The sequence below is a fragment of the uncultured Olsenella sp. genome (assembly GCF_959602185.1).
Classification (GTDB): domain Bacteria; phylum Actinomycetota; class Coriobacteriia; order Coriobacteriales; family Atopobiaceae; genus Olsenella_I; species Olsenella_I phocaeensis.
The window spans coordinates 47,078-59,142 of the sequence record NZ_CAUGRZ010000003.1; the positions used below are offsets into that span (position 1 = coordinate 47,078).

Consider the following 12,065-nt stretch of genomic DNA (forward strand, 5'->3'; position numbering starts at 1 on the left):
AAGCGAGTGGCACGCACACCCAGCCCCCACTACAGCTTGAAGCTATGCAGGCGCATCGTCTGGCCGACCAGGCGCTCCGGGTCCCAGGTCTGTCCCGACCTCACCGACGAGTACGGGTCGCAGATGGACACGCTCCCGTCCGCGTTCCAAACCGTGAGCACGATGAAGTGGCCCGCCGTGGTGAAGTCCCCCGGTCCCACGTTGGCGATGAGCACGTGCCCGCTTTGCAGCTCAGCCTTGATCACCTCGACCGACCTGCCCACCTCCCGGCACTCGAGCCCGTAGCGCTCCGCCGCCGTGGGGATGAAGTCGCCGTAGGTGCCCGCGTCGTCGTCCACCATGTCGAGCTCCTGCGCCAGCTCGCCCGCAACGCCAGGCGTAACGTCGGTCTTCCCCGTCACGGCCATGTACACCATCGAGAACGACGTCGGACAGCAGCCCGTGGTGCCAAAGTCTCGGCCGCAGTATTCCGTGTAACCCCAACGCTTGTCCCACTGGTACAGCCGGGGCACGACGCCCTTGGTCACGCCGGACGCATACTCCTCGGACCTGGCCCGCGGATAGCTCTCTGGCAGGTCCGCGACGAAGTCGATGGCAGCGGGGTCATCCGCCGCCAGCTTGAGCAGCTTCTGCTGTTCGTACGCGCCACCGTTGCCCACCTTCGCGTAGGCGTCAAGATTGTCCAGCGCCTTTGCGACGCGAACATCCTCGCGCCCCAGCTCCTGCAGGCGAGAGGAGAGCTGCGCGTCGAAGCTCGCAGGCAGCTGCCAGCTCCGGACATCGGCCACCTCGCCCGCGGACCCCGCGTCGGACGTCGCCCGCCCGCCGCCCGCGCCACCGGCCACGCATCCACGCACGCAGGAGCCCAGACCCAGCAAGGCTAGCACCAGCAACAACGCTCCCAAGGCCATCACGCCGTACGAGAGCGGCCTGGCATCGATGAGCCAGAGCAGAGACCTTCTGAGCCAGCGATGCAGGCGACGGGCCATGCGCTGCGGCCGGGGAGGCATCCTCCTCACGGCAGCGGCGAGCGGACGTCGCACGGCAGAGCGCGCGGCCGCCCTCCTGGAGCGGACGCGGCCATGGCGGGAGCCTCTCTCCCCTTGCCCCCTATGCCTTCCCTCACGTCTCAAGTCATGGACTCCAAAGCGCGGCGCGCCGGGCTACCCCCTCATCCAGCTCTGGTCGGAGGGGTCGTCACGGAAGGCGAGCAGGCGAGCCTTGTCACCAGGCTCGATGTAGCCCTCCTCCACGGCCACCTCGACCAGCGCGTCCAGGTCGCAGAGGCTGGTGTTGGTGACGTTTGCCGCAGCCAGGCGGTCAAGCCCGCGCCGCATGCCGTAGGTGAAGATGCTCACGACGCCCAGGACGTCCGCTCCCGCCTCCCGCAGGGGGTTGACGCAGTCCAGGACGCTTCCACCGGTCGAGATGAGGTCCTCGATCACCACGACCTTCTGACCGGGCTCGAGGCGACCCTCGATCTGGTTCTGGCGCCCGTGGTCCTTGGCGGAGCCACGAACGTAGCCCATGGGGATGCCCAGGCGGTCCGCCGCGATGGCGGCGTGCGCGATTCCGGCGGTGGAGGTGCCCATGAGCATCTGGACCTCGGGATACAGCTCCTTGGCGGTGGCGGCGAGCGCCTCGTCCACCAGGGTGCGGACCTCGGGATAGCTCAGGGTCAGGCGATTGTCGCAATAGATGGGGCTCTTGATGCCGGAAGCCCAGGTGAAGGGCTTGTTGGGCCTCAGGAACACGGCCCTGATGGAAAGGAGCGCCTTAGCGATGTCCTGCTTGCTGGTCATGGGAGCCTCCAAGTGCTCGTGGTTTCCTGCCGTACCGTTGCGTTCGGGCGGGCCCTCGACCGCATGGGGGCCGCTGGCCGATGGAACCGATGGAACTAACTAGCTCGCGAGCCCCAGACGACGTGACAGCTGGGGCCAGAAGGCCGTGAGAAGGGATGCGATGCCCGCGACCCAGGGCCAGGACGTGAGCTCGAGAGGCTTCGCCAGGGCCAGCGCCTGGCCCACCTGGCTGCCGCCCACACCTGCCGCGAGGGACTCGATCTGCCCGTTGGCGAAGATCACGCAGGCGCACCACAGAAGCGAGAGCGCCCCCACGCCGACCATCAGGACCTTCTGGAGGTCGACGGCGCCCTCGAGCGCCCGCAGCCTGTCGTTGCCGGCCACCTTGAGGAAGGGCCTGACGATACAGAAGCACAGGGCGACGAGCATGAGCGCCCAGACGACGAAGGCGACGGTGACGACCGCATTGAGCGTGCCAATCTTCGAGAGCACGCCCGCGGTGGTGAGGTCGACGTCACCAGCGCCCGCCATGAGGCCGGCGAGGCGGTTGAGCTGGCTCACGGTGCCACGCAGCTCGGGCATGTTCCAGCTGCCCCTGAAGAGCGAGAGCATCCTCAGGGCGTCGGGCGACGCCCCGCCCATGAGGTACGCGATGGGGCTGGACGACGAGCCCATGGCCGAGGCGGTGAGCTTGATCAGGGGTGATGTGACACAGGGCATTATGAGCGAGAGAAGCGCCACGGCCTTGCCTGCGAGGGTGACGATGTCGCCGGTCCCATATGCGTGGCGCGCGCCAGGAGCGGTCGCGCCGGCGGCAGGCTCGGCTGCGGCCACATAGGGGTCGGCGGCGGCCTGGGCGGGAACGGGATTCGCTGCCTGCGCGGGCGCCGGCTGCGCAGGCTGAGCGGGCTCCGTCGCAGGCTGCGCCGGTCGTTCGACGGCCTCCAGATGGACCGTCACCGCGTCCTGGGCCGTCACCTCGGGCCGAACGGAAACGGGCCTCTCCCCTGCCTCCAGCCTGAACCCGCAGTTGCCACAGAAGGCCTGGCCGGGCTGGACCTCGTTGCCACAGTTGGGACAGAACAAGACGGCTCCCCTCGTCGCATGCGCCGTAGGGCCGCACGGCGGCCTCGTCCTACTGTATCGCAGTCGAGAGGCGCCGATGGCCTGCACTGCGGCCAACAAGGCCTCCGGCGCGGGGCGCCAGCGGACGGCTGGCTAGCGGTTCGCCTTCAGCGTGGCGAAGATCCGCGTGTTGTGGCGCTTCACGAAGCTGATGAAGCGACCCTCCCGGTATGCCATGGCGACGTTCTTCTCCCGTATGGGAAGGAGCATGAGGGCCATCATCTTGGTGCGGGGACGCGCGACGGCAACCGCCAGCTGGGCGCGCTCGCTCGTGATCATGCGCTCGATCTGGGCGAGCTTCTCCTTCGCGTCCAGGGAGCACTGGGGATTGCAGACGTTCTCTATGCAACCCACGAGACGCTCGATGTAGCGCCTCTGCACGACCTCCATGCTGGCGGCGTCGCCCTCGAGCCCCCAGTGGCGATAGAGCTCCAGCATCCAGCCGTGCTCCTCCTCGCGCTTGTCGTACATGTCGGGGCGCCAGCGGGCGGTCTCGGACTCGCTGCGCTGCCTGATGAAGTGGTAGTACGGCGTCTGCATGACGCCGACCCGCTCCACGTCGCGCACGAAGTCGAGCACGTAGGGGAAGTCGTCCCAGAAGGTGGGACGAAAGCGCAGGCTCAGCTCCTCGATGCGGGAGCGCAGGAAGATCTTGTTCCATGGGGCATAGAGCTGGTTGGCGTCGAAGAGCTCCCAGGCGGAGGTCCTGAACTCGCGCTGCGTGCCGTACACGCGGGTGGGGCAGCTCTTGAGCTCGGTGGTGTGCTGCCCGTCGTCACCGTAGTAGGTGTCGATGTAGAAGCCGGCAACGGCAAGCTCGAGCTGGCCGGCCTCGGCAAACTCGTACATCTCTTCCAGCATGCGGGGTTCGGCCCAGTCGTCCGCGTCGAAGAACATGACGTACTTGCCGCGGGCGCGGTCGAGGGCGAAGTTGCGGGCCGCGGGGGCGCCGCCGTTCTCTTGGTGGAAGGCAGTGACGCGGATGTCGCGGTCGGCGATGGAATCCAGGATCTGGCCCGTGCGATCGGTGGAGCCGTCGTCCACCGCCAGGAGCTCGAAGTCCGCGAAGGTCTGGTGCTGGATGCTTTCGACGGCACGGCGAACATATCTGTCGACGTTGTACGCCGGCATGATGATCGAGATCTTGGGTGCCTTGGGCGTCATTCCAAGCGTCTCCAGACAACGTCGTCAGCTCGTCCACGGGCGAGGCTTCGTGTCAGGTTGCCCGTGCCCACAAGCTGAATTATGGCCCAGCAGGTGGCAAACGTTGTGACGAGGGGGTGAAGGGCGCAGATTACAGACTAAGCACAGAAGCGAGAGGGACGGCGGCGATTTCGTCGAGCATGCCGTTGCGCTCACGTTTGGCTGTCACGCGCGTTTGGCTTCGACGTGCACGCCGTTACGCACGTCTCGTTCCATTGCCCACGCCGTTGCGCACGGCCAATTCATCGAGCACGCTGTTGCGCACAGGCGGGCCCACAAAAGCGCAGATAGATTTTCTCGCCTTGTGCGTTCGAGCGTGATTGATGGCAAGCGCGTGCGTTCAAGCGTGCTTGGTGCCGGCGACGCTCGCGTCCTGAGGCGCGGGCAGGCGCGTGCGTTGGAGCGTGCTCGACGGCGGATGCGTGCGTTTGAGCGTGCCCGACGCAGCAGCAGTAGCGCAGCGCCAGCCCGACACACCACCTACGACGTGGGACGAAGCGTGCCCACGAGCAACCCGAGCTCCGTCTGGCGGATGCGAGACCAGCTCCCGCCGTCGCCGTCGTCCTCCGCGTCCGCCGGCGCATCCTTTAGGTCGAGGTTCTCGACGCCGATGGACTGCACGAGCTCGACCACATCGAGCAGCTGCGACGTGCTCATGTCGGTGGAGATATTGGAGAAGAGCCCGGACGCGCTATCCAGCAGCGCCGATACGCCAGAGTTGCGCAGCCCCCTCACCTGGTCCCAGAGCTCGTCCGTCGCCACCAGGACATGGGTCGCCCTGATGTTGCATGCTGCGGCAAGCGGGGCGATGCAGCTCTGGGCGCCCTTCGCGGCAAAGAGCTCCTGCAGCGTGCTCGTGCCAGATGCGTCCTCGACGCGCACGTCGAGGGGAATCTCGACCAGATAGCCCTTGCGCTTGGTTGCGTCGAGCGAGAGGAGCTGCGCCCTCTGCAGCGTGGGCGCGCTCTTCCTGACGTCGTCCACCGTAAGCACCAGGACGTGGGTGAACACGTCGTCCGACGCCTCGTAGCCCTCGTCGGGGTCCAGCGTCTCCGCCTGCGTGCTGATGCCGCTGCCAAGGCCTGCGTCACCCACGCGGCCGTCAGCGTTCGCGCACCTCCAGAGCTGCGTCAGGAGTGCCGCGAGCCCTGCCGCCAAGACGAGCAGGACGGCCAGCGCGACGAGGTTGCGATGCGCGGACTCGCGCGGAACGTCACTGCGCTCGAAGCGCTCGCGCCTGTGCGGCATGGGGCCTCCCCTCGCAGTGGCGGCGCAACGTTGTTCTCCCCTGCACTATAGGGCATGAGGGCTGGGTGGCGCAGGGGTCGTGGGCTGATGGCAACCCGGCAACCCGGACGCGAAGGCCCGGCCAAGGGCGCCGAGGCTACTCCCAGAGAACGAGCACCCCCTCGTCGTAGCGCACCGCCTCGAGGCAGAGGCCCTGCGCGGGAGCCGTGGGTCCAGCCGCCGACCTCTGGCGGGCCTCGAGGGCCCGAGAGAGCCACGAGGGGTCCCTGTGGCCGCGCCCCACCTCGACCAGGCTGCCCACCATGATGCGGACCATGTTATGGAGGAAGGCGTTGCCCCCAACGTCCACCACCACCAGTCGCTCTCCCGCCTCGACGACCTCGCCCGCCTCGACCCGCGTGAGGCGGCGGCAGGTGGAGCGGCCATCCGCCTCGAGCAGCTGGGCCGAGGCCGCCTTGCAGAAGCTCTTGAAGTCGTGCTCCCCCAGCAGGGCGGAGGCCGCCTCGTTCATGGCGGCGACGTCAAGCGCGGGGACCCCGCGCAGCCACCAGCTGTGATCCCAGGCGAGGACCGGGCGCGCGGGGCCAGGGCAGATTCGGTAGCGGTAGCTCCGCCCCCGCGCGTCGAAGCGGGCGGAGAAGCCCGCCTTCGCGCGATAGATGCCGGCGATGGATATGTCGTCCGGCGTGAGCGCCACGAGGGAGGCATGGAGCCTGCGGCCCTTCAGGAGCTCCTCACCCGGCTCGAGGGGAAGGCTCAGGAACTGCGCGAGGGCGCTCACGCCCGCGTCCGTGCGACCGGCGCACTCGAGCTCCACGGGGCGGCGAAGGACGGTTTGCAGGGCGCGCCTCAGCTCGCCTGCCACCGTACGCTGTCCCGGCTGCTCGGCAAAGCCGGCGAAGCCCGCCCCACGATAGCCCAGCCTGAGGACGAGGGTGCCCGCGGACGCCCGCATGACGCCGTCGCCTACGGAGGTCGTCTGGTCTGCCTGCATGTGAGCTCCTTCTGGAAAAGTCGTCAGGCGGTCGAGCCTAGGATAGTGCCGGCAGCACGATTGCCGCCACGAGCAGGGCGAGGGACGTGGCGAGCGAGAGGCGCTCCCTTGCTCCCCAGGTCTCGCCCTGCCGCCACGGCTGCCCCGAGCCCGAGGCGTAGCAGCGGTCGCGCAGGGCCTGGGCGAGTTCGTCGGAACGTCGGAAGAGGGCCACCACCAGAGGAATCATGACGGCCGCGTAGGCTCTGAGCCTGCACGCGGGACCCCCCTGGTCGAAGCGCACGCCACGTGCGCGCTGGGCACGCACGATGAGCGCGAACTCCTCCTCGACCTCCGGGATGAACCTCAGGGCGACCACCACGACCATGGCCACGTCCCCCACGGGAAGCCCCAGCCTCCCCAAGGGCGAGAGACCCCGCACCAGAGAGCGGCTGAGGCTGCTGGTGCTCGTCGTGGACGTCATCACGAGCACCAGCCCCACCATGAGCACGATGCGGCACACGGCCATCCCGGCGCGCGCGAGCCCCGCCCAGCGAAGGCCCACGCCCCCCATGAGGCCAAGGTCGAAGCTCCCGTCCACCACGAGGCCGTTGGCAAGCAGCGAGAGCACCAGCAGCACGGTCGCAGGCCTCAGGGCAAGGAGCAGCCTGCCCAACGGAAGGCGACACGACGCCAGGAGCGCGAGCAGTGCCACCCCCAGGAGCGCGAGCCCCTCCCAGCCCGGGGCAGCCATGGCCGCAAGCGAGAGGAGCAGGAGGCAGGCGACCTTCGCGCCCGCCGCCAACCCGTCGAGCCATGACCCTGCGGCGGCGTACCCGCCGAGCACGCGCGTCCTAGGCATGCAGGGCCTCCCTCAGGCGCAGGTACAGTGGCAGTCCCAAACCCGACGCCCCCAGCGTGCCAGGCTGGCGCTCGAGCTCCGCGGCGCGGCCCTGCCAAACCACGCGACCCGCGCGAAGCAGGCAGACGTCGTCCGCCAGGGGCAGCCACTCGTCCAGGTCGTGCGAGACCACCACGACCGCGGCCCCCTTGCCCACGAGCTCGCCCACCAGCCCCTCGAGGCGCACGCGCGCCGCACCGTCCAGACCCGCCGTGGGTTCGTCGAAGACGTAGGCGCTCCTTCGCATGGCGATGACTCCCGCCAGGGCCACGCGGCGCCTCTCCCCTCCCGAGCCTTCCAGGGACGAGAGGGGCCAAGCCACCTCGCCGACCCCCATGCGGCGCAGAGCATCCTCCGCCGCCCCGCGCGCGTCCGACGCGCTCGCCCCCAGGTTCCTGGGCCCCAGGCTCACGTCCTCGAGCACCGTCGCGCAGAAGAGCTGGTCCTCGGGCCTCTGGAAGGCCAGCCCCACGTCCGGGGGCCTGACGGGCCTTCCCAGAAGAGTCACCTTGCCCCCGTCGGGCTCGAGCACCCCCGCAGCGACGAGGCTTACCGTAGTCTTGCCCGACCCCGACTCGCCCGCCAGCAGCGTGAGCCTGCCACCCCGAGCAACCAGGGAGACGTGGCTGAGCGCGGGCGCCCCCGCCTCGTAGCTGACGCTCACGTCATCGAGCGCGAGCTCGACCCCGGCCGGAGGGCGCGAGGCCTCGCCGTCGCATCGCCTGCCCGTGGGTTTGCCCCCCAAGGACACGTTCACCCAACCTACAGGACCACAGGCGTCTCGCCGCAGGGCCCCGGGCTGCACGCACGCGCCGTCGGCTCTCCCTTCGACAAGCCCGCGCAAGGTCGTGGCGTCGGCCGCAAGAGCCTCCCGTGGCTCGACGCCCCGACGAGCCAGGGCATTGAGGGCGTCAGCCGAGTCCCCCAAGACCCCCGCGCGCGCAAGGAGCGCCGCATCGGAGAAGAGCTCGAGCGGGCGCCCCTCCCAGCAGATGCGGCCCGCCTCCATGACCAGGACGCGATCGGCGGACGCGATGTCCTCCGGCAGGTGGGACGCCAGCAACATCCCCACGCCCCGTCCCGCGAGCACGGCGAGCGATGACCTGATCCCCTGGCGGGCGCGCGGGTCGAGCTGGGCGCAGGGCTCGTCCAGCATCAGGTACGACGGGCCCATCGCAAGGACAGCCGCCAGGGCGACGCGCTGCATCTGCCCGCCCGAGAGCCCCATCGTGCGACTGCGGGCGAGGTCCTCGACGCCACAGAGCCGCAGCGCCTCACGCACGCGACGTCCAAGCTCCTCTCCCCCGATTCCGAGGTTCTGGGAGCCGAAGGCGAGCTCCTCCTCCACGAGCGAGCTCACAAGCTGGCCGCGGGGGTCCTGGCGGAGGATGCCGACGCCCTCTTGGAGGAGACGGGCCCCGTCCCTGCCGGCGGACACCCCATCGACCAGAATCTCGCCAGAGCTTGGGCTCACCCCTCCCTTGCAAAGCGAGAGGAGCGTGGACTTCCCCGAGCCGTTGCGCCCCACCAGGGCGACACGCTCGCCCCTCTCCACGCGAAGGGAGCAGTCCCTTACCGCATCGCGACGGGCACCCGCGTAGCGATAGCTCACTGACCTCAGCTCGAGCATGTCACCCCCTAGAGAAGAAGGGAGGCCCGCTTTCGCAGGCCTCCCTGGCATTGCGTCCGTTGCAGGAAGGACGGAGCTACTCCGCGCTCTCCTCGGCAGCCTCGGGCTCGCTGGCCTCGGGCTCGACCTCGGCCTCAGGAGCGGCCTCGGCAACCTTCTCGACCTTCTTGACGGTCGTGGCGGCCTTCTTGGGCTGGACGGGCTCGGTGACGAGCTCGATGATGGCGACCTCGGCGGCGTCACCCTTGCGGGGGCCAAGCTTCATGATGCGGGTGTAGCCACCGTTGCGGCCCTCCCACACGCCCTGGGCGGCCTTCTCGAAGACCTCGCGCACGATCTCCTTGTCGCCGACCTTGGCGATGGCGAGGCGACGAGAGGCGAGGTCGCCCTTCTTGGCCCAGGTGATGACCCTGTCCACGTCGGGACGGATGGCCTTGGCGCGGGGCTCGAGGGTCTTGATGCGATCGTTGGCAAGGAGTGCGGCAACGAGGCTCTTCTTCATTGCCTTGGTATGGGCGGCATCGGTGCCGAGCTTCATACCCCTCTTCTTGTTGTGTCTCATGGTCTAGCTTCTCCTCTAAATGCTGTGTCTAGTCCTTGAGGCCCAGGCCCATGGCCTCGAGCTTGTCCTTGACTTCCTCGATGGACTTGACGCCAAAGTTGCGAATGTTGAGCAGGTCGTTCTCGGAGAACTCGACCAGCTGGCGGACGCTGTGGATGCCCGCACGCTTGAGGCAGTTGTAGGAGCGGACGGAGAGGTCCAGGTCCTCGATCTGCTTGTCAAGCTCGGTGCTGTCCTCCTCGATGCCGTTCGAGAAGATGGAGACGTCCTCGACGGGCTCCTCCTCGTCGGCCAAGCCCATGAAGGCACTCATGTGCTGGTTGACGATGTTGGCGGCCTCGACGACGGCGTCGCGGGGCGAGAGGGAGCCATCGGTCTCGACCTCGAGTACGAGGCGGTCGTAGTCCGTGTGCTGCCCGACGCGGCAGGGCTCGACGGCCTTGGCGCAGCGGCGCACGGGGGAATACAGGGCGTCGACGTGGATGAGGCCGATGGGATCGCCCTCGCGCTCGTTCTCGTCGCCGGACACGTAGCCGCGGCCCATGCCGATGCGCATCTGCATCGAGAGGTGGGCACCCTCGCCCAGGGAGCAAATCACGTGGTCCTTGTTGACGAGCTCGAACTCGGCGGGAACCTTGAAGTCGCCGCCGCACACGGTGCAGGGGCCATCGACCGAGATGGTGGCCGTGGCCTCGTCGCCCGTGCCCATGGGACGGAACACCAGGCCCTTGACGTTGAGCACGATGTCGGTGACGTCCTCGTAGACGCCTTCGACGGTGGTGAACTCGTGCTGGACGCCGTCGATCTGGATGGCCTCGACTGCCGCACCCTCGAGGGAGGAGAGCAGCACGCGACGAAGGGAGTTACCGAGGGTGTTGCCGTAGCCACGCTCCAGCGGCTCAGCGCTGACGCGGGCGACGTTCTCGGAAATCTCCTCGACAGACACCTGCGGTCGGATGAATTCTGACATGAATACCTCCTACCGGTGTGGGCTTACTTGGAGTAGAGCTCGACGATGAGCTGGGCGTCGATGTCCAGGTCGATCTGGTCGCGGACGGGAGTCTGCAGGACGGTGCCGCGCAGCTTCTCGATGTCGACCTCGAGCCAGGCGGGAACGGCCATGTGCTCGGAGGAGACGATGGCCTCCTTGATGGGGAGAAGGTCCTTGGCCTTGGGGGCCACGGCGACGACGTCGCCAGCCTTCACCTGGTAGGAGGGGATGTCCACGCGGTGACCGTTCACGGTGATGTGGCCGTGGTCGACGGTCTGGCGGGCCTCCTTGCGGGTGCGGGCGAAGCCGAGGCGGAAGACGACGTTGTCGAGACGGCTCTCGAGCAGGCTCATCAGGTTGTCGCCGGTGACGCCCTCGCCCTTTATGGCCTTCTCGTAGTAGCCGCGGAACTGCTTCTCCAGGACGCCATAGATGAACTTGGCCTTCTGCTTCTCGCGCAGCTGCTCGCCGTACTCGCTCTTCTGGCGACGGGTGCGCCTGGGCTGGCGGTTGGACTTCTTGTTGATGCCCATGACGATGGGGTCGATTTCAAGCTGGCGGCACCGCTTGAGGACAGGGGTCCTATCAATTGCCATTGCTACTGTCCTTCCTTACTACACGCGACGGCGCTTGCACGGACGGCAGCCGTTGTGCGGGATGGGGGTCTTGTCCTGGATGCCCGAAACCTCGAGGCCGGCGGCCTGGAGGGAACGGATTGCGGTCTCGCGGCCGGAGCCGGGACCCTTCACGAACACAGCCACCCTGTGCAGGCCGTGCTCCATGGCCGCCTTCGCGCAGGCCTCGGCCGCGACCTGGGCCGCGAACGGGGTGCTCTTGCGGGAGCCCTTGAAGCCGACGGTGCCACCGGACTGCCAGGCGATGACGTTACCCTGGGGGTCGGTGATCGAGATGATCGTGTTGTTGAACGTGCTCTTGATGTGGGCCTGGCCCACGGCGATGTTCTTGCGCTCGGCGCGGCGGATGTGCTGCGTGCGCTGGTTCTTCTTCTGCGGCATTGTCTCTCCCCTACGCCTTCTTCTTTGCACCGATCTGGCGACGCTTGCCCTTGCGGGTGCGCGCGTTGGTGTGGGTGCGCTGGCCATGGACAGGGAGGCCCTTGCGGTGACGGAGGCCGCGGTAGCAGCCAATCTCCATCAGGCGGGCGGTGTTCTGCCTGACGGCGCGGCGCAGGTCGCCCTCGATGGTGAAGTTCGCGTCGATGTAGTCGCGGATCTTGGTCACCTCGTCCTCGGTGAGATCCTTGACGCGCGTGGAGGGGTCGACGCCGGTCTCGGCGCAGATCTTCTTCGCGCTGGTGGCGCCGATGCCGTACAGATACGTAAGACCGACCTCAGTGCGCTTCTCGCGCGGGAGGTCGACACCGTTGATACGTGCCAACTTCGAGCTCCTCTCTTAGCCCTGACGCTGCTTGTGGCGAGGGTTCTCGCAGATCACGTAAACCTTGCCATGGCGACGGACGATCTTGCACTTGTCGCACATCTTCTTGACCGAAGGACGCACCTTCATAGTCTCTTCCTTCCGGTAGTGCTTGTACGAACTGGTACTGCCGAGGCAAGTCAGGTGGAAGCTGGCCTGCCCTATCTCCTCGCCCAGCCGCAGGCGTGAATAT

The 12,065-nt window shown here is 67.9% G+C and carries 14 protein-coding genes; all 14 read right to left on the bottom strand.

Annotated features, from left to right (window positions below; translation table 11 throughout):
- Positions 1-29: 29 nt before the first annotated feature.
- The 14 genes from Q5923_RS03025 to rpmJ all read right to left on the bottom strand — a co-directional run bounded on the left by Q5923_RS03025 (position 30) and on the right by rpmJ (position 11,962).
- The gene (locus tag Q5923_RS03025; RefSeq protein WP_303132070.1) at positions 30-1,010 is read right to left on the bottom strand and encodes a C39 family peptidase; all 981 of its coding nucleotides are present in this window, start codon (positions 1,008-1,010) and stop codon (positions 30-32) included.
- Positions 1,011-1,163: 153 nt separating this feature from the next.
- Positions 1,164-1,802: an orotate phosphoribosyltransferase gene (gene pyrE, locus Q5923_RS03030; protein WP_303132071.1), complete on the bottom strand. Its 639-nt coding sequence runs from the start codon at positions 1,800-1,802 to the stop codon at positions 1,164-1,166.
- Positions 1,803-1,901: 99 nt separating this feature from the next.
- Positions 1,902-2,888 (bottom strand): zinc ribbon domain-containing protein, encoded by a 987-nt coding sequence (locus Q5923_RS03035; RefSeq protein ID WP_303132072.1) that lies wholly within the window; start codon positions 2,886-2,888, stop codon positions 1,902-1,904.
- Positions 2,889-3,020: 132 nt separating this feature from the next.
- Positions 3,021-4,091 (bottom strand): glycosyltransferase family 2 protein, encoded by a 1,071-nt coding sequence (locus Q5923_RS03040; RefSeq protein ID WP_303132074.1) that lies wholly within the window; start codon positions 4,089-4,091, stop codon positions 3,021-3,023.
- A gap of 519 nt (positions 4,092-4,610) precedes the next feature.
- Positions 4,611-5,378, bottom strand: a complete 768-nt coding sequence (locus Q5923_RS03045) for a hypothetical protein (RefSeq protein ID WP_303132075.1) — start codon at positions 5,376-5,378, stop codon at positions 4,611-4,613.
- Positions 5,379-5,514: 136 nt separating this feature from the next.
- Positions 5,515-6,372: a tRNA pseudouridine(38-40) synthase TruA gene (gene truA, locus Q5923_RS03050; RefSeq protein ID WP_303132077.1), complete on the bottom strand. Its 858-nt coding sequence runs from the start codon at positions 6,370-6,372 to the stop codon at positions 5,515-5,517.
- A gap of 37 nt (positions 6,373-6,409) precedes the next feature.
- A complete protein-coding gene (locus Q5923_RS03055) occupies positions 6,410-7,213 on the bottom strand; it encodes an energy-coupling factor transporter transmembrane protein EcfT (protein ID WP_009278466.1) in 804 nt (267 codons plus the stop codon).
- A complete protein-coding gene (locus Q5923_RS03060) occupies positions 7,206-8,882 on the bottom strand; it encodes an ABC transporter ATP-binding protein (RefSeq protein WP_303132080.1) in 1,677 nt (558 codons plus the stop codon). The genes Q5923_RS03055 and Q5923_RS03060 overlap by 8 nt, the downstream gene beginning before the upstream one ends.
- 76 nt (positions 8,883-8,958) lie before the next feature.
- Positions 8,959-9,444, bottom strand: a complete 486-nt coding sequence (rplQ, locus tag Q5923_RS03065; protein ID WP_009278464.1) for a 50S ribosomal protein L17 — start codon at positions 9,442-9,444, stop codon at positions 8,959-8,961.
- A 28-nt stretch (positions 9,445-9,472) separates the two neighbouring features.
- Complete coding sequence (locus tag Q5923_RS03070; RefSeq protein ID WP_009278463.1) at positions 9,473-10,414, bottom strand: DNA-directed RNA polymerase subunit alpha; 942 nt, start codon at positions 10,412-10,414, stop codon at positions 9,473-9,475.
- Between the two features lie 23 nt (positions 10,415-10,437).
- Positions 10,438-11,031, bottom strand: coding sequence for a 30S ribosomal protein S4 (gene rpsD / locus Q5923_RS03075; RefSeq protein WP_062531652.1), 594 nt, complete (start codon positions 11,029-11,031; stop codon positions 10,438-10,440).
- Between the two features lie 18 nt (positions 11,032-11,049).
- Entirely contained in the window at positions 11,050-11,451 is a 402-nt protein-coding gene (rpsK, locus tag Q5923_RS03080; protein ID WP_009278461.1) for a 30S ribosomal protein S11, read from the bottom strand.
- Positions 11,452-11,461: 10 nt separating this feature from the next.
- Positions 11,462-11,833 carry a 30S ribosomal protein S13 gene (gene rpsM / locus Q5923_RS03085; RefSeq protein WP_009278460.1) on the bottom strand — a complete coding sequence of 124 codons (372 nt, stop codon included), beginning with the start codon at positions 11,831-11,833 and terminating at the stop codon, positions 11,462-11,464.
- A 15-nt stretch (positions 11,834-11,848) separates the two neighbouring features.
- Positions 11,849-11,962: a 50S ribosomal protein L36 gene (rpmJ, locus tag Q5923_RS03090; protein WP_009278459.1), complete on the bottom strand. Its 114-nt coding sequence runs from the start codon at positions 11,960-11,962 to the stop codon at positions 11,849-11,851.
- Positions 11,963-12,065 lie beyond the last annotated feature (103 nt).